This window comes from Paenibacillus sacheonensis, from assembly GCF_009909195.1.
Taxonomy (GTDB): domain Bacteria; phylum Bacillota; class Bacilli; order Paenibacillales; family Paenibacillaceae; genus Paenibacillus_Z; species Paenibacillus_Z sacheonensis.
Map to the genome: position 1 here is coordinate 84680 of NZ_JAAAMU010000010.1, position 17570 is coordinate 102249.

A 17570-nucleotide genomic window follows, 5' to 3' on the forward strand; every position below is an offset into this window, starting at 1 on the left:
GGGCAAAAGGAGAAAAATCGTGAAAAAGAAATTGGTGTGCCTGTCGGCATTGGGCATCATCGCCGGAATAATTCCGGCGCATGTGCTCGGAGATGCCATTCCGCCCGCCTATGAAATCGAGGTCGATTCGCTCGCCGACTGGAACCGGGTGTATCGGCATTCGGATACGCTCCAGCTGCAAAGCCTTCCGGGCGACAAGCTCGATTCGACGCGGATAAAGCCAAGCGGCGCTTCCGGGGAATACGCAATCTACCGGACGGCGGACAAAAGCTTCCTGCGCTCGTTCTCGATTTACGCGTATTACGCATCCGGGCAGAAATACAGCCATCCGACCTTTTCGGTTTCAAGCGACGGCAAGGCATACAGGGAGATCACGCCGGACATTCACGAGAGCGGCGGAAATACCGTCGAATACGTGTCGAGAAACTTTCCGGGAAGCACGAAATATTTGAAAATCACCTTCCCGGGCGGGGGCGGGAACCCCTGTCCGTCCATCGGGAAGGTCGTGCTTAACGGACCGGCGAACGTGGATGCTAGCGTCCCGTCGGGAACGGTGCCCTACGGCCGGATGATCATGCTGAACCGGGCGGAAGCGGGCGAGACGGTCTATTACACGACCGACGGCAGCGACCCGCGGAGCTCGAAGACACGCAAGCATTACTTCTCGCCGATACCGGTACTCGGCAATCTGACGCTGAAGACCACCGCCGTCAACCATTCGGGAACGGGAAAATCGGCGGCCGGCATCGTCTCGACGTATCGGTATACGCCGGTAGCGACGGATGCAGCGCCTGTCGGCATGATCGACAACCTTGATAATTTCCAGCTGGCTGCGGGCCGTTCCAATGTGTACGTGGCGAAGAACGACCCCGGTTACTTCGATAACGACGGCGGTCGCATCGCGCGCACCGCGACTGGACCGGGCTACATCGTATACCGGACGGATTACGATATCCGTTCCTTCACGGTCTACGGCAGTTTCTATACGGGCGTACCTGTCGAGGACCAGCGGTTTTTCGCATCGGCGGACGGCAAGCAGTATACGGAGATTTCCGCGGAAGCGGAAACGGCCGGCTACTCGCAAAGCAATTGGCAGCCCTATGCCTTCGAGGCTTCGGCATTGCCCGCACGAACGCGGTATTTGAAAATCATGCTGAACGGATCGGCTAATTCCTGGTCGCCTCAAGTGTCGAAGGTCGTGATTAATCAAAACACGGCCTCGGTCAAGCTGGCCTCCAAGCTGAGCGGCGGTACGGTCAAGGCCGAACTGTCGTCCGATACGCAGGGAGCGCGGATCTATTACCGGTTGAACAAAGGACCCGATTTCCTGCCCTACCAGGCGCCGCTCGATCTTGCCGGCTATAACGTCGTGGAGGCGTACGCGGTGAAGGACGGCTTGGTCCCAAGTCCGATCCGGAAATACTCGCTCAACGCCGGCAACGAAATCGAAGTCGATAAATTCGGCCAGATGAAGAAAGCGAACTTCGCCGCCAAGGTAGCGAGCGACAAGCAATTGGCCGATGACGCCAGCGCGGACGAAGCGTATTACGACAGCGTCAGCGCCCCTTCCGACCGCGACGGCTACGGCGGACTCGCCGGCAGCGCGGCGAAATACGGCCTGAAGGCGACAGGGTATTTCGCGGTCCAGGAGATGGACGGACGCAAAGTCATGACCGCGCCGAACGGCGATCTCTATTTCAGCCTTGCGGTGAACGGCGTTACGGCCAACGAAACGTATACGATGGTTGCGGGCCGGGAGCAGAAGTTCGAATCCATTCCGCCGTTCGACGGCGAGTATAAGAAAGCCTTCATCGGGAAGGACAACTTCTCCTTCTACATGGCCAACGTCTACCGCAAGACCGGCAAGTTCCCGACCGAGCACTCCATCTACATGGAGGCGGTCGAGAGGCTGAAGAAGTGGGGATTCAACGGCGTCGGCAGCTATTCGCCCGTCAAGTACGGCGAAGAGGGCAAAATGCCGTACGTACGGATGCTTCCGCTGAATTCAATGAGCTGGGCCAAGCTGAACGGCATCTCGATCTTCGACATCTTCGCGCCGAACGCCGAAGCGAAAATCGACGACGCGTTCCGGAAGGCGCTGACGCCGAATAAGGACGACCGGATGCTGATCGGGTACTTCATCGACAACGAATACGACTTTCACAAGTTTTACACCAACGTGCCCAAGCTGAAGGCGAGCTCGGCTGCCATCAAAGGCAAGCTGGTCGAGCGGATGCGCGACAAGTATCAGACCGTCGACAATTATAACGCCGCCTGGGGCACGAAGTTCGGCTCGTTCGACGACTTGAAGGAGGCCGAAATGCCGGTCAAAACGTCGGCGTCCTGGCGCGACATGGACGACTTTTACGCGTACTACCTGGATACGTTCTTCGGCACCGTCTCGCGTATCTACCGCAAATACGATCCCAATCATCTGCTTCTCGGCGACAGGTGGATCACGACGACCTTCCACAACGAGAAGTACCGGAAGCCGCTTGCCGAGACGGAAGGCAAATACGTGGACGTCATCAGCATCAACTATTACAGCTACAAAATCGAGACGGACCTGCTGCAGGATGTCTACGAAGAGTCGGGCGGCAAACCGATCCTGTTCAGCGAATTCGGTTACGGCACCTCCGAACAGGGATTGAAACCGCTGCTTCCGAATTCGGCGTCGAATCAATTCCAGCGAGGGATGCGTTACCGGAACTACGTGGAAGGCGCCGCCACGCTGCCTTACGTCGTCGGCGCGCACCTGTTCAATTACGTCGACCAGGCCGGCCTTGGCAGGTACTGGCAGGGAGAATGGGGCGAGCGTTACAACTCCGGGCTCGTCAACGTCGCTGACCGGCCTTACAAGGATTACCTGGAGGGCATCAAGGCTACGAACGACGATATTTACAAGCTGATGCTCAAGGAACGGCCTAAATTCTACTACGACTTCAATAAAGGGTGAACTGCTTTGGTCGATTCGAACGGCAACAATCTTGTGTTTCTGCTCTGCACGCCCAGAAGCGGAAGCTCCTTGGCGACGGTGATGCTGCAAAATCACAGCAAAATGTTCGCCACGCAGGAAATGTGGTTTCTGATGAGCCTCTACGATCTGCGGTCGCCGCAGCGCAGGGCTTACGGGGGAACCGGCATTCTCAGCCAGTTCTACAACGGCATCCTGCCGCAGGACACCTTCGAGGAAGCGAGCCGGATGTTTGCGCTCCAGGCTTACAACGGCTTGCTGCAGAGCAGCGCAGGAGCGGAGCTGGTCATCGACAAGTCGCCCCGGTATTATTATCTGCTTGAATTCCTGGACGCGCTGTTTCCGCAATCCAGGCGGATCTGGCTCATCCGGAACCCGTTCGCGGTCCTTGCCTCGAACAAGAAGGTGAACAAGCAGCGGGGCGGGGGCTTCGATCTGACGGAAAGCCTCGGCCATCCGGACTTCGATATGAAAATCGCGGACCTGACCGTCGGGCTGTTCCGGTATTATCACTACTTTGCCGAAAACAACCCCTACGCGCATCGGCTGCATTACGAGAAACTGGTGGCGGATCCGAGAGCGCAATTAACCGAGGTTTGCCGGTTTCTCGGCACCGCGTACGAAGAGGGCATGGAGACGTACGGCAATTTCATGAACTCCGCCAAGTCAGATCTCTACTTCAGCATGGGCGTAGGCGATCCGTTCGTGGCGAACCACACAGAGCCCAATCAGGAATCCCTTCATATCTGGAAGGACGTGCTGGACAAGCCGGAGATCGAACTGTACGGCCGCACGCTCGGGGCGCGGATTTTCCGCGAGCTCGGCTACGCCGAAGAGCTGGAGGAAGCCGAGAAGCTGACGGGCGTGCGTTTCGAGAATGAGCCGGACGCGGAGCTGATCGCGCTGCGGACCAAGCAATTGGCAGAGGCGACCGGCTGCAGATGGGAAGAGGGGTACGCGCTGAAATCCGCCGCTGCTCCGGGAAACGGCCGAGCGCCGGCGGCGGTTCAGGCCGCGGCGTCCGACGGGCAGCACGCGGAGGCGCTTCGGCTGCAGATGACCGTGCGCGCGCTCGAGAAGCGCCTCGAACTCGGCGCCATGGAGCAGCGGCGGCTGCGAGCGCAGCTGGACGCCACGAACGGAAAAATCGATCGTTTGAAGTCGCTCGTCCCCTTCGGCAGCCGGTTGTCTTCCTTGGCGTCGGCCTTGTTGAGCGGCGACGGGAGGAAGAAATGAGCGCCATCGCCGGCATGCTCCGGTTCGACGGTCAGCCTGCGGAAGGCGCCGGCATGATGAAGGCGATGGAGGGCTATGACGCCGACGACGTCCGGACTTGGACGGACGGCCCCGTGTTTCTTGGCTGCCTTTCCAAATGGATCACGCCCGAGTCCGTGCACGAACGGCTGCCCTCTTACGATGCGGAGCGCCGGCTCGCGATCGCTTCGGACGCGATGCTCGACAACCGCGGAGAGTTGTTCGCCCTGCTGCAGGTGGAGCCCGCACGCCGCTCCGGCATGACCGACAGCGAGCTTATTCTGCTCGCGTACCGGAAATGGGGACGCGGGGCGCCGGAATACCTGATCGGCGATTTCGCCTTCGTCATCTGGGACGAGGCGAACCGACAGCTCTTCGGCGCAAGGGACCTGTTCGGCCATCGCTGCCTCTATTATTGTCGCGATGACCGGCGGTTCGCCTTCGGTACGACGATGGCCCCTCTGTTCGCGCTGCCTGGCGGGGCGAAGGAGCTGAACGAATCCTGGCTCGCGGAATTCATGGCGATTCCGGAAATGTACGAATCGACGGACGCCGGCGCCACGCCGTACCGGAATATTCACCAGGTGCCTCCGGCGCACGCGTTCGTCGTCTCGGACGGCCGACTATCGCTTTTCGGTTACGGCTCGCTCGAACCCAAGGAGATGCTGCGGCTGAAATCGGACGGCGAGTACGAGGAGGCGTTCCGGGACGTGTTCGGGGAAGCGGTGAAGTCGCGGATCCGGACGCACCGCCAAGTGGCGGCGACGTTAAGCGGCGGACTCGACTCGGGAGCCGTGGCCAGCTTCGCGGCCCGCGCGCTGCGTGAAGAGGGGAAGAAGCTGCATACGTACAGTTACGTCCCGACAGGCGATTTTACCGACTGGACGCCCGCGAGCGCGACTGCCGACGAGAGCCGGTTCATGAAAGCGACGGCCCTCCATGCCGGAAACATCTCGGACCGGTACATGGACTTCAAGGACGTCACGCCGATGTCCCAGGTGGACGAGTGGCTGGACATTCTCGAGACGCCGTATAAGTTTTTCGAGAATTCGTTCTGGCTGAAAGGCATGCACGAGCAAGCCGGGCGGCAGGGCGCGGGCGTCCTGCTCACCGGAGCGCGGGGGAACTTCACGGTATCGTGGGGACCGGCCATCTACTATTACGCGGAGCTGCTCCGCAAGATGAAATGGCTGCAGTTCATGCGGGAATTCCGGCAATATAAGGCCAACAAAGGCATTGCGGGCTCGCGGCTGCTGTCGATCATATGCAAGGAAGCTTTCCCCGTCCTTGCGAAACGATCGACCGCCGCCGCGGACAACGGGCCTGACATTCCGACGATGCTGATCCATCCCGATTTTGCCAAACGGACCGATGTGTTCGCCAAGCTTCGGGACAGCGGGATCGGCACCGCCCTGATCCGCGATCCGCTGGAGGTCCGGAAGGAGAAGCTGCAAAGCTTGGCGGTCGCGAACAAGAACGGCGCCTCGGCGACGAAACTGTCCCTGCGCTACGGTGCGTGGGAGCGCGATCCGACCTGCGATCCCAGGGTCGTCCGCTTCTGCTTCTCGGTGCCGCTGGAGCAGTACGTCGGGGGAGGCCTCGACCGCGCGCTGATCCGAAGGTCGACGAAGCATTATCTGCCCGACGAAGTGCGGCTGAACCAACGCGTCCGGGGCATTCAGGGAGCCGATTGGGTACACCGCGTCATCCCGGTCTGGAAACCGCTCGAGCACGAGCTGCTGCAGCTTTGCGCGGACCCCGCCGCGGGACGGTATCTCCATGTCGGCCGGATCAAGGAAGCCGTGGCGCAGCTCGGCGGGGAACCGCGCCCGGAGCATGCGTTCCGTCCGGAGCTGCGCATGCTGATGCGGAGCTTGATCATATACCGGTTCCTGAAACGGCTGCCTTAAAACGTAAATTACTGAAGGGAGGTGAAAAAACATGACAAACCAAGCGAAAAAAGAATGGGCGGTTCCGACTCTGGAATCCCTCGAAGTCAGCGAAACGATGTATGGCAAAGGCAACACGACGATCGACTTCGTTACGACGGACGACATGGACATCTACAACCCTAGCTAGGTCTCATTTCCTCCATTTAACCATTCCTTCCAATTGTCCTTGTGCGATCCAATAAGGATCGCACAAGGACACTTCTTCATTCGGCATAGCGACATTACGGCGAAAGGAGTGAATGTTATGATTTCTGCGGCGAGGCAAACGGTTTATCAAGCGTTCGGCTTGCGGATTTCCAGCGAAATCCCGCTGCCCGAGCTGCCCTTATCCGCCGGCGGCGAGGATCGCGCAAGCGCCGATGTCGTCATTGCGGCAGGCTTCCCGGACCGATTGCGGGACGAGCTGGAAGCTGCCGGCAGCAATTTCGCGCGCATCGGGAACAGGTTTCTGTTTCTGATCCCGGAGACGGCCTTCTACTGCATCGAGGACGGACAACGCATTACGGTGTCGCCTCTGGCGGGAGCCGATCCGGAGAAAGTGCGGGTTTACCTGCTCGGCACCTGCATGGGAGCGCTGTTGATGCTCCGGGGCGTGCTGCCGCTGCACGGAAGCGCGGTCGAGATCGACGGCAAGGCGTATGCCTTCGTCGGCGATTCGGGAGCCGGGAAATCGACGCTCGCGGCGGCTTTCGTCGGAGAGGGATACAGGCTCGTAAGCGACGACGTCATTGCGGCTGCCTGGTCGGAAGGCGGCGGACCGCCCATCGTTTCGCCGGCCTATCCGCAGCAGAAGCTGTGGCAGGAAAGCATCGAGCGGCTGGGACTTGGCAGGGAGAGCGGTAGCTATCGCACGATTTACCGGGAAACGGCGAAATTCGCCGTGCCGGCTGCCGCGCGGTTTTGCGATGGGCCGATTCCGTTTGCGGGCGTGTTCGAGCTCGCGAAGCCGCAAGGGGAGACGGTTATCGTCAGGCCTTTGCCGAATCTCGAACGGCTGCGCGTCATGCTGCTTCATACGTACCGGAACAGGCTGATTCATCGGCTCGGGCTGGAGGCGTGGCATTTCAAAGCAGCGGCGGGCATCGCAGAGCAGGCGAGAACGTACCAATTAAGCCGGCCGCAGGAAGGCTTCACGGCCCATCGGCTTGTATCCGCAATCATCCAAACCATCAGAGAAGGAGAGAAAATCAAATGACGAATTTATTCCTAGTCGAACAAACGGTCGTGCAATCTGAAGGCAGCGTCGTCAGCGATATGGGCGGGGAGAAGGTCATGTTCAGCGTAAGCTCCGGCAAATATTACAATCTCGGCGCGATCGGAGGAAGGGTTTGGGAGCTGATCGCTTCGCCGATTCCGGTCAATCAGCTCGTGGACGCGCTGATGGACGAATACGACGTCGAGCGCGCGTCTTGCGAGGAACAGGTGGGGGCGTTTCTGAAGAACCTGCATGCGGAAGCGTTGATCGAGGTCCGGAAAGGTGAAGCGTAACCTGGCCAAGTTTCTGAAGCTGCCCGGCGACAATAAACGGCTCATGCTGGAGGCGTTCGCTTATTTGGCCTTGGCGCGCGTCATGAAAGCACTCCCGTTCTCCAGGATCGCGCCAACCCTGGGGAGACGCGCGCTGGAAACGCCTCTGGTTCACGATCCGTCGGACGAGACGACGATCCGCCGCGTCGCGCGGGCGGTCGGGGTCATGAGCCGCCACACGTTCTGGGAAAGCCAATGCCTGGTAAGGGCGATCGCCGCCAAAAAAATGCTGGAGCGGCGAAAGATCGAAAGCACGCTTTATTTGGGAACGGCAAGGAACGGCGAAGGGAAGATGATCGCGCACGCTTGGCTTCGAAGCGGGCCCTTCTACGTAACCGGAGCCGAGGAGATGCGGATGTTCACGGCGGTCGCCGCATTCGGATCGGACAAACGCGCGGAGAGGATGGAAGGGGCCTGAATATGGATTTCGATTGCACGCTTGACATAAGCGCTTTTCCGGAGGAATTAAACATCATGCTGGCGTTCATGCGGTCGGATGCCGATTTACGAACGGATCAATCGGTTATGCCATCGCTGCCGCACATCGATTGGAATCAATTTCTGGGGCTTATCCGGCATCACCGGGTTTATCCGCAGCTGTACGCCCGGCTGAAGACCAGCCAATTGATTCCTGCCGATGTTCTGCAAGCCCTTCATCGCGATTTCGCGCGAAATACGTTTCGAATGCTGCGGCTTAGCGGGGAAATGGAACGGGTTTGCGTATCCCTTCAAGAGAACGGGATATTGCCGTTAGTCTTGAAGGGGCCGGTGCTCGCCAAGGATCTGTACGGCGATCTTTCGCTCCGCACGTCCAAGGATCTCGACATTCTCGTTCCGATGAAGAGCGTGGAGGCCGCCGAGAAAGAGCTGCTGCGCCTGGGCTATCGGGGCGACGACCATGGTCCGCGCCTGTTCAACTGGAAATGGAAGATGCACCATATTTCCTTTACGCACCCGGAGACGGGAATCCAGGTGGAGATCCATTGGCGGCTCAATTCCGACATGGGCAAGGAGCCGGCGTTCGAGGAGCTCTGGAGCCGAAGAAGGCGCAGCCCGCTTTCCAAGCGGGACATTTGCCTGCTGGGGAGCGAGGATCTCTTTATGTACCTCGTCTCGCACGGCGCTAGGCACGCCTGGTTTCGGCTGCGCTGGCTGGCGGACATCGATCGGCTGGCGCGCCGAAGCCTGGATTGGGGTACCCTAATTCCGCTCATGCGCCGCTACCAGTGCCTTCAGCTGGGCGGGCAGGCGCTCACGTTGGCCGCCGGCTTGTTCCGGACGCCGATTCCGTCCGAAGCGGGGCCGATGCTCTCGGGCGCCCATCGGCGGAAACTGGCGGAACGTTCGCTCTATTTCATCCGGGACATGGTTACGTTCTCGCCCGGCGACAAGGAGCTGGACAGAGTGTACAAGCGCTACTTGTTGGCCTTGAAGACGAAGCGCCAAAAGTCAGTATACATGATCAGCCAGCTGTACCCCAGCTTTAGGGATACGGAGGCGCTGCCGCTCCCGAAATCGCTGCATTTTCTGTACTTCCCGTTACGGCCGTTCGTATGGATCTGGCGGCAGATGAAGCAGGAAGCGTGAGGCGGCGGAAAGCTTAGAAGACCCCCTGAAAATTAAGTGAATATTCGAACTATATGAAGGAAAGCAGAAGATCACGGTCTTGGGTGCAGGACCGGTTAACCGGACTCCGCGACAGCGGCATCCGGCACCATCGGAGGATATCATGAGCGCAATAGCCGGCATTCTATATGATGACGACCAACCCGTACCGGCGGAAGACGGCGCGAAGCTGATGCAAGCTCTGCAGCGGTACCCAGCCGACGACGCGCAAGCCTGGCATGGCGGCTCCGTCTTTCTGGGCTGTCACGCCCAATGGATTACGCCGGAATCGGTTCATGAGCGTTTGCCTTATTATGACGATCGCAGCCGGCTGGCCATTACGGCCGACGCGATCATCGACAACCGGGCGGAATTGTTCGACCGGCTGCAGATCGATTACGCGCGGCGGAAAGGGATGACGGACAGCGAGCTGATCGTCGCCGCCTATCTGAAGTGGGGCAAAGAAGCTCCCCGCTACTTGATCGGCGACTATGCCTTCGTCATTTGGGACGAGCGGAAACGGCTCCTGTTCGGCGCCCGCGACTTATTGGGCAACCGGACGCTGTATTACCAGCGGCAGGAACGGCGGTTTGCCTTTTGCACGGTGATCGATCCGTTGTTCGAGCTGTCGGGCGCCAAGAAGGCGGTGAACGAATCCTGGTTCTCGGAGTTTCTCGCGATCCCCGTCATTCTGGATGCCGTCGACGTGAACGCCACCGTGTACCGCGATATCGGGCAGCTTCCGCCCGCGCACTGGCTTGCGGTGGAAGAGGGGAAGCTGACGATCGGGCAGTACGACAAGATCGAAGCGCCCCGGGAGCCGCTGCGGCTGAAGTCGAACGGCGAATACGAGGAAGCGTTTCGCGACGTGTTTCGGGAAGCGGTCTCCTCGCGGCTTCGGACGTTCCGGCGGGTCGGCGCAAGCTTGAGCGGCGGCTTGGACTCCGGCGCGGTAGCCAGCTTTGCGGCGGACTCGCTGCGCAGGGAAGGGAAAACCTTACATACGTATAGTTACGTGCCATCGACCGACTTCGTGGATTGGACGCCGAGAAGGATGGTGGCCGACGAAAGTCCATATATTCAAGCCACCGTCCGGCATGTCGGGAACATCGCGCACAACGGTCTGGATTTCGGCGGCCGGGACTCGTTCGGGGAGATCGACGATCTGATCGGTCTTCTGGAAGCGCCCTATAAGTTCTTCGAGAACTCGTTCTGGATCAAAGGGATTCTCGAGCGGGCGCAGCAGGACGGCGTCTCCGTGCTGCTGACGGGCGCGCGCGGGAATTACACCATTTCTTGGGGACCGGCGATGGATTATTATGCCCAGCTCCTAAGGAAGCTGCGCTGGGTCCGGTTCTGCCGCGAGCTCAAGCATTACGGGCAGCGGATGAATATCGGCCGTTCTCGGCTGCTGCCCATTCTCGGCAAACAGGCCTTTCCCTTCGCGGCGAAATCCGCGAACGCCGCAAATCCGGCGGGCGAAACGCCGCAAGTCATCCATCCGGACTTCGCGGCAAGAACGGGCGTGTTCGAGAAGCTGAGGCGGCATGACGTCGGCTTGGACGGCTGCGTGTTCGACGAATTCGAGGCGAGGGACTATCAGTTCGGTAATCTGGCGACCTCCAACCACCAGGGAACCTCCGTCACCAAATTTTCCCTGCGCTACGGCGTGTGGGAAAGGGATCCGACCGCCGATCCGCGGGTGGTCCGCTTCTGTCTGTCCGTACCGATCGAGCAATACGTCCAGAACGGCATGGACCGCTCGCTCGTCCGCAGGGCGACCGCCTCGTATTTGCCGGACGACGTGCGGCTGAACCAGCGCGTCCGGGGCGTCCAAGGGGCGGATTGGATCCACCGCATGCTGCCCGCGTGGAGCTGTTTTACCGAGGAGCTGCGAAAGCTATGCCGCGATCCCGCCGCCGCGCAGTATTTGAACGTGAATCAAATCAAGGCTTCGCTCGAGAAAATCGGCCCGTCCCCGAAGCCGGCATTCGCTTACGATACGGATGCCAGGCTCCTGATGCGGGCTTTGATCGCCTGGCGGTTCCTGCGGCAATTGGCCTGAGGCGCCGCACTGAAGGGAGGTGAACACATATGGAAAAGCAAACTTTGAAAGCATGGCAGCAGCCGATGCTGGAAGTGCTCGACGTCAACGAGACGATGGGCGGACCGAACGGCGTATTTCCGGACAAGAACGGTAAAGGCAGCAATAACGGGCATGCTCATGAATCGTAAATGACCGCGTTAAACGACAGACCTACGGCTCTATATGCGGAACCACGCGTATAGGGCCGTTTCATCGTTTGCATCGACTCTTACTAGAAGAAAAGGTGAGCTTAATGAACCCTAACCCTGCTGCGTCGCGAACGGTTTATAAGGCATTCGGGCTGACGATCGCAAGCGAAATCGTCCTGCCGGAGCTGCTCCGGGAGTCCGAACAAACCGGCGAAGCGGATGTACATATCGAACTGGAAGAGTTGTCGGTCGCTTGGAACGAGCGAAGCGGCAACGACGCTTACTATGCGTTCGGCGACGGCGAATTCATGCTGAACATCGAAGGCACGGGCATTTATCGCGTGCGCGGAGGAAACCGGATCAGCGTATCTCCTGCGGCCGAGGCAGAGGAAACCGCCATCCGGCTGTACTTGCTCGGCACCTGCATGGGCGCGCTGCTGTTCCAGCGCCAGCTGCTGCCGCTGCACGGGAGCGCCGTCGTCATCGACGGCAAGGCCTATGCGTTCGTAGGCGATTCCGGCGCTGGCAAATCGACGCTGGCCGCCGCTTTTCTGAAGCTTGGCTACCCGCTTCTGACCGACGACGTCATCGCGGTTACGCTTAACCGCGACCGGGTGCCGTTCGTCATTCCCGCCTACCCGCAGCAAAAGCTGTGGCAGGAAAGCATCGATAAGCTCGGCATGCAAGCAGGCAGCTATGTGCCGCTGTACCAGACCAAATTCGCGATCCCCGTGGCGTCGCAGTTCTGGAAGGAACCCGTGCCGCTCGCGGGCATCTTCGAACTCGTGAAAACGGACGAGGACGCAACGGAGCTTCGCCGTCTGCGGGGATTGGAGCGGCTGCCGACCGTTCGTTACCACACCTACCGGCAGTTTTTGATTTCCGAGCTGGGCTTGGACCATCGGCATTTCTCGACTTCCGTATCGCTCGTCGAGCGCATCCGCATGTACCAATTGCGCAGGCCGGACGCGGGATTCAACGTTGACGAGCTGGTAAGCCGCATTCTGGCCGCGGTGGATGAAGATGCGAAGATTTCGCATGGATAAGGAGAGATCGAAGTGAAGCATCTGCTGAGATACATCAACAAACTGCGCGAATATGCCGGGATCAAGCTCTATGTCAATCTGGTGGGCATGACGGTCATCAGCTTCCTGGAGGGCATCGGCATTTTCCTGCTCGTTCCCGCGCTCGGCCTGATTGGCATTTTCCGCATGGATACGGGCGGCATCCCGTTCGTTTCCGGTTTGGTCGAACCGCTGAAGGCGATTCCGGAAGGCGCGCGCCTTGCCGTGCTGCTCGGCGGATTCACGCTGCTGATTACCGGTCAGGCTCTGATGCAGCGCAAGCAAACGAATTTGAATTTGGAGATTCAGCACGGATTCATCCGCTACCTTCGGGAGGATATCTATCGGGGCTTGCTGCAGGCCAACTGGGCGTTCTTCCTGAAGAACCGCAGATCGGATTTCACGCACGTCATGACGAACGAGCTGCTGCGCGTCAGCATGAGCACGTATCTCGCGCTTCGATTATCGACGACGCTGCTCTTTACCGCCGTTCAGATCTGCTTCGCGTTATGGCTTTCGGTCAAGCTGACGGCCATGGTCTTGATCTGCGGCCTTGCGGTCGCGGTCTATTCCAGCAAGTTCATCAAGCGGTCGAAGAACATCGGCGATCAGACCACGGAGCTGGCGCAGCAGTACATCGGCGGGATGACCGATCATTTTAATGGCATGAAGGACATCAAGAGCAACATGACCGAAGCGCAGCATCTGTCCTGGTTCGGCGCGCTGTGCGGCCGGATGGAGCATAATCTGGTCCAATTCGGAAAAACGCAGTCGGCCTCCCAGTTCGTCTATAAGGTCGCTTCCGTCGTGCTCATCTCCCTGTTCGTTTATCTGTCCTTGGAAGCGTTCCGCGTGCCTGCCGAAAGTCTCGTCCTGATCATCGTCATTTTCTCCCGGCTTTGGCCGAAATTTTCGGCGCTGCAGGCCAATTGGGAGCAGATCGCTCAGTCGCTGCCGGCGTTCAAGAGCCTGGCGGATCTGGAGCGGGAATGCGCGGCTGCCAAGGAGCTGGATTCCTTAGACGCCGCAGCCGACGGCAAACCTCTGCGCATGGCCGAAGGAATCGAATGCCGCGGCATTTCTTACCGGTACGACAACGGCGGTTCGTCCTACGCCCTGCATCAAGTCAGCCTGTCGGTCCCGGTGAACACCATGACGGCGATCGTCGGCAAATCCGGGGCGGGCAAGAGCACCTTGATCGATATCCTGATCGGGCTCATCAAGCCGGAAGAAGGCGAAGTCCTGGTGGACGGAATGCGGCTATCGAACGACGACGGCTTCTCATTGCGGCGGTCCGTGAGTTACGTTTCGCAGGATCCGTTCCTGTTCCATGCCAGCATCAGGGAAAACCTGCTCATTGCGGCTCCGGAAGCCGGGGAGGAACAAATGTGGGAAGCTTTGCGTTTCTCGGCTTCGGAGGAATTCGTGCGGCAATTGCCTCAGGGGCTGGATACGGTCCTCGGCGACCGCGGGGTGCGGCTTTCGGGAGGGGAACGCCAGCGGATCGTGCTGGCGCGGGCGATTCTGAGGAAGCCTTCGATATTGATTCTGGACGAAGCGACCAGCGCGCTGGACAGCGAGAACGAAGCGAAAATCCAGTACGCGCTCGACCGGTTGAAGGGGAGAACGACCATCATCGTCATCGCCCACCGGCTGTCGACGATTCGAAACGCGGATCAAGTCCTCGTCTTGGATAACGGGCAGGTCATCCAGCGGGGCGGCTATCATCAGCTCTCCGCGGATACCAAGGGGACGTTCAGCAAACTGCTGGAGTTTCAAGCGGGGGTACGCGCATAATCCGATCCGCAACGTGGCGGCAGCAACCCGCAAGCTGGGGCAGAAAGGTGCCAGGCAGCTTGCGAGTTAGTTCCGTTCCTCGAGATAGGCCAGCAAAACGTCCAGCGACTGGTCGATCGTCATATTCTCCGTATCAATGATCAGATCGGGATTCCGGGGTACGTCGTATTTTCCGTCGATACCCGTAAAGTTGCTGATCTGCCCGCTTCTTGCCTTTTTGTACAATCCTTTGGGATCCCTCTTCTCGCATTCCGCGAGCGAGCATTTCACGTAGATTTCGATAAAATCCCCAGGTTGAAACATCTCCTTGACCATGCGGCGGTCCTTCTCGTCCGGTGAGATAAACGCCGACAGGACGAACAAGCCCGCATCCGCGAACAGCTTCGAAACTTCCCCGATCCGGCGAATGTTTTCTGTCCGGTCCCCGTTCGAAAATCCGAGGTCGCGGTTGAGGCCGTGCCGGATATTGTCCCCGTCCAAGACGTAGGAGGCGATATTCCTGGCATGAAGCGCCTGCTCGAGCGCGAAGGCGAGCGTCGATTTGCCCGAACCGGGCAAACCCGTGAACCAGAGCGCGCAGCTGCGATGTCCGTTTCTCTCGCGGCGCTCCTGTCTCGTGACCATGGAATGCTGCCACGTAATATTGCTGCTCTCGTGCTGCATGATTTCATCTCCTCTACGATGCTTCGCTGTCTCTATCTACGATCTATATTTATTTTATCATAGAGTGTCCGCCATGTTACCGCCGCCTGCAATAATGAGGCTTTCGTATCGTCCCGAAATGCCGTTCCATGGCCGCGCCCGGAAATTTCAAGGAAGATGCTTCTTTTTTGGATTAGAGTATTCCTCGCGACGGTTATGTCTGATAAAATAAACGGGCGTAAACCAACACAGGGAGGCTTTACTCTTGTCGTCCGAACCGCTGCTTACCTTTCTATCTCCGCCGCTGCCTTATTTCATCGAGTCCAATCGCGGAACGTATCCGAAAGGCGGCGAGCATCCGAATCGCCGGAATATCGGCGTATTCGATTTGCTTTTTGTACATAGCGGCACCTTGCATGTCGGCGAGGAATCGAACGCCTGGGAAGTCGGTCCCGGTCAAATGTTGATCTTGCGGCCGGATCTGTGGCATTATCCCACGCGGCCCTGCTCGGAGGATACGGTTTTCGACTGGGTGCATTTCCAGACGGCCGGACCTTGGGAGGAGCACGAAGGGACCAGCTGCGGCACGCTCCGCGGGGATTACTATTCGTACGCCATTCGGCTGCCGAAGACGATGACGGTTGCTTATCCGGAGGAAGCGATCTCCTTGTTAAGCAAGCTGCACGACGCGGCGCTCGGAACGTCGCATGCCGCATTCTGGCAGCGCCAGCAATGGTTCCTTCATCTGCTGCAGCTGTTCGACGAGGGCTGGCGCAGCGACGCGGCCAAAGCGCCGATCGCCGTCGCGGAAGAAGCGGCCGCCTATTTGAAAATGAATTTCCGCACGACCGTAACGAACGGCAAGCTGGGCGAGGCCATGGGCCTGCATCCCAATTATATCGCGCGCTGCATGGGCGAAGTATTCGACTGCACGCCGCAGCAATATTTGCTCTCCTACCGAATGGACCAAGCGAAGCTGATGCTGATGAAGACGAATTGGCCGATTTCCAAAATCGCGGACGAGACCGGCTTCAAGCAGACGCCGCACTTCTCCCGTTCCTTCGCCGAGCATGTCGGCATAACCCCGCTGTCATATCGGAAGCGGTTCACCGGCACTTCGACGGCGCGGCCCGGATCGCGGGATGAGCCAGATGCATGATCGACGGTCGCGACGATAGGAATGCCGGGTTATCGCAAAACCTGTCAGAAAGGTCGATTAGAATAGACGAGGCACGGATGCGCGCATCCGTGCCTGTTTGTTTTGTCCGCCGGCTAACGCAGCTGCTGCCGCGCAACAGACAACCTCGACTTCTCCTATATCAACCACGTAAACCATCGTCCGTGGCTTTCCGTCTCCGCGATCGTCAGCGGATGCAGCCGTCCGTCGCGGTAAGCATCCAAATGCAGATTCATATCGTCCATATTGTTGTAGAGATGATAGAAGTCTCGCTGCTTGCCGAGCGCTTGGAGCCGCTCGTTCCATTCCTGCTTCGCTTCGGCGGAGAATTGATTGGCAACATGCGTATGGAAGATACACAGCGCAGCCTTGGCGGGCACGGTCGCGGCGACGCCGGAGATCAGTTCGATCGCGTCGCCTTCGATCAGCTGGACGGGCCGTGTCTTCAAGCAAGCCGCGGCTTTCTCCAGGTTCATCCGGCGTTTCTTATGCTCGGGCCAGATCAGCGCCTTCAGCCATAGGAGATCTTCCTCTTGGTTCAGATCGTTGACATGCAGGTCGATGCCGATTCTCGAAGATACGGGCGGGCTGTTCAAGAGAAGGAACGGCTTCTTGCCGCCGCGCGGCTCCGATTCCAGGTGAAGTTCCGCTGCCGCGCTGCCATAGACATCGCCCGTTCCATAGGAATAGCCGTACTGATCCCAGAGCAGCTGAAGTCCGGCGCTCGTGCCGACTTCGATCAATGCCAGCGGCTTGCCCGTTTGCCGGTAGATGCTGCAGAAGGCCGGGTAGAGGAAGGCGCAGCGGTTGACTTCGTTCGTTTGCACGCGTTTGCCGGCCATCAGCCGGATGATCTCGTCGCGGAACGCGAGGCAGAAATCCTTGAATGGAGCGGCCGCGAGCGCAGGATCGCCTGGATTGCCATGAAGGCTCGGGTAGAAATACCGCAGCGGGTGAACGGCACCACGAAGCAGCATATAGTGCACGGCGCCGAAGAGCATGTTCGGCTGGAGCTGGCCTTCGCGGGCATGAGAGGCAAGCTCGAGCAGCTCCGGATCGCCTGCGATATGAAGCGAGAGACGTTCGTAAAGCGGACTCGTATCCTTGAAATACCGTTCTGCAAAGCGCGTGAACAGATCCGATAACGATTGCATGCGCATCCTCCTCTAACGTATTACACGTAGTATATCCGCGAGGGTCCATAAATGGAATTTTAAGTATTTTGTTTGGGTTATAGAAAATGTTTATCAATAGACTTTGCCTATCCTTTTATCTATCCAGGCACAGGCATGCTTTCATGGCGAACAACTGCGGTTGCGCTTCGATTTTTTGGGAATCGCACG

15 protein-coding genes are annotated in these 17570 nt (G+C 58.9%); 13 read left to right on the forward strand and 2 right to left on the reverse strand.

The window, feature by feature from the left end:
- The first annotated feature begins 19 nt into the window (after window positions 1–19).
- The 12 genes from GT003_RS19075 (at window position 20) to GT003_RS19130 (ending at window position 14408) form a co-directional block, all read left to right on the forward strand.
- A complete protein-coding gene (locus tag GT003_RS19075) occupies window positions 20–2956 on the forward strand; it encodes a chitobiase/beta-hexosaminidase C-terminal domain-containing protein (protein ID WP_338045849.1) in 2937 nt (978 codons plus the stop codon).
- 6 nt (window positions 2957–2962) lie between these two features.
- Window positions 2963–4210: a sulfotransferase family protein gene (locus GT003_RS19080; RefSeq protein WP_161700747.1), complete on the forward strand. Its 1248-nt coding sequence runs from the start codon at window positions 2963–2965 to the stop codon at window positions 4208–4210.
- Window positions 4207–6138 (forward strand): asparagine synthase-related protein, encoded by a 1932-nt coding sequence (locus GT003_RS19085; protein ID WP_161700749.1) that lies wholly within the window; start codon window positions 4207–4209, stop codon window positions 6136–6138. The genes GT003_RS19080 and GT003_RS19085 overlap by 4 nt, the downstream gene beginning before the upstream one ends.
- A gap of 31 nt (window positions 6139–6169) precedes the next feature.
- Entirely contained in the window at window positions 6170–6307 is a 138-nt protein-coding gene (locus GT003_RS19090) for a paeninodin family lasso peptide (RefSeq protein ID WP_161700751.1), read from the forward strand.
- Between the two features lie 117 nt (window positions 6308–6424).
- Window positions 6425–7375, forward strand: a complete 951-nt coding sequence (locus tag GT003_RS19095; protein WP_161700753.1) for a phosphoenolpyruvate carboxykinase (ATP) — start codon at window positions 6425–6427, stop codon at window positions 7373–7375.
- Window positions 7372–7668, forward strand: coding sequence for a lasso peptide biosynthesis PqqD family chaperone (locus GT003_RS19100; RefSeq protein ID WP_161700755.1), 297 nt, complete (start codon window positions 7372–7374; stop codon window positions 7666–7668). The genes GT003_RS19095 and GT003_RS19100 overlap by 4 nt, the downstream gene beginning before the upstream one ends.
- A 43-nt stretch (window positions 7669–7711) precedes the next feature.
- The gene (locus GT003_RS19105) at window positions 7712–8125 is read left to right on the forward strand and encodes a lasso peptide biosynthesis B2 protein (protein ID WP_161700988.1); all 414 of its coding nucleotides are present in this window, start codon (window positions 7712–7714) and stop codon (window positions 8123–8125) included.
- 56 nt (window positions 8126–8181) lie between these two features.
- Entirely contained in the window at window positions 8182–9294 is a 1113-nt protein-coding gene (locus tag GT003_RS19110; RefSeq protein WP_161700757.1) for a nucleotidyltransferase domain-containing protein, read from the forward strand.
- Between the two features lie 142 nt (window positions 9295–9436).
- A complete protein-coding gene (locus GT003_RS19115; RefSeq protein WP_161700759.1) occupies window positions 9437–11377 on the forward strand; it encodes an asparagine synthase-related protein in 1941 nt (646 codons plus the stop codon).
- 29 nt (window positions 11378–11406) lie between these two features.
- Window positions 11407–11547, forward strand: coding sequence for a paeninodin family lasso peptide (locus tag GT003_RS19120; RefSeq protein ID WP_161700761.1), 141 nt, complete (start codon window positions 11407–11409; stop codon window positions 11545–11547).
- A 104-nt stretch (window positions 11548–11651) separates the two neighbouring features.
- Entirely contained in the window at window positions 11652–12593 is a 942-nt protein-coding gene (locus GT003_RS19125; RefSeq protein WP_161700763.1) for a phosphoenolpyruvate carboxykinase (ATP), read from the forward strand.
- A 12-nt stretch (window positions 12594–12605) separates the two neighbouring features.
- Window positions 12606–14408 (forward strand): ATP-binding cassette domain-containing protein, encoded by a 1803-nt coding sequence (locus GT003_RS19130; RefSeq protein ID WP_161700765.1) that lies wholly within the window; start codon window positions 12606–12608, stop codon window positions 14406–14408.
- 66 nt (window positions 14409–14474) lie between these two features.
- Here the strand turns inward: GT003_RS19130 and cysC are convergent, their stop codons facing one another.
- Window positions 14475–15071, reverse strand: a complete 597-nt coding sequence (cysC, locus tag GT003_RS19135) for an adenylyl-sulfate kinase (RefSeq protein WP_161700767.1) — start codon at window positions 15069–15071, stop codon at window positions 14475–14477.
- Window positions 15072–15315: 244 nt separating this feature from the next.
- Between cysC and GT003_RS19140 the strand changes: the two genes are divergently transcribed.
- Window positions 15316–16209: a helix-turn-helix transcriptional regulator gene (locus GT003_RS19140; protein ID WP_161700770.1), complete on the forward strand. Its 894-nt coding sequence runs from the start codon at window positions 15316–15318 to the stop codon at window positions 16207–16209.
- A gap of 155 nt (window positions 16210–16364) precedes the next feature.
- Here GT003_RS19140 and GT003_RS19145 read toward each other — a convergent pair whose 3' ends face one another.
- Complete coding sequence (locus GT003_RS19145; protein ID WP_338045848.1) at window positions 16365–17381, reverse strand: DUF2332 domain-containing protein; 1017 nt, start codon at window positions 17379–17381, stop codon at window positions 16365–16367.
- Between the last annotated feature and the right edge of the window lie 189 nt (window positions 17382–17570).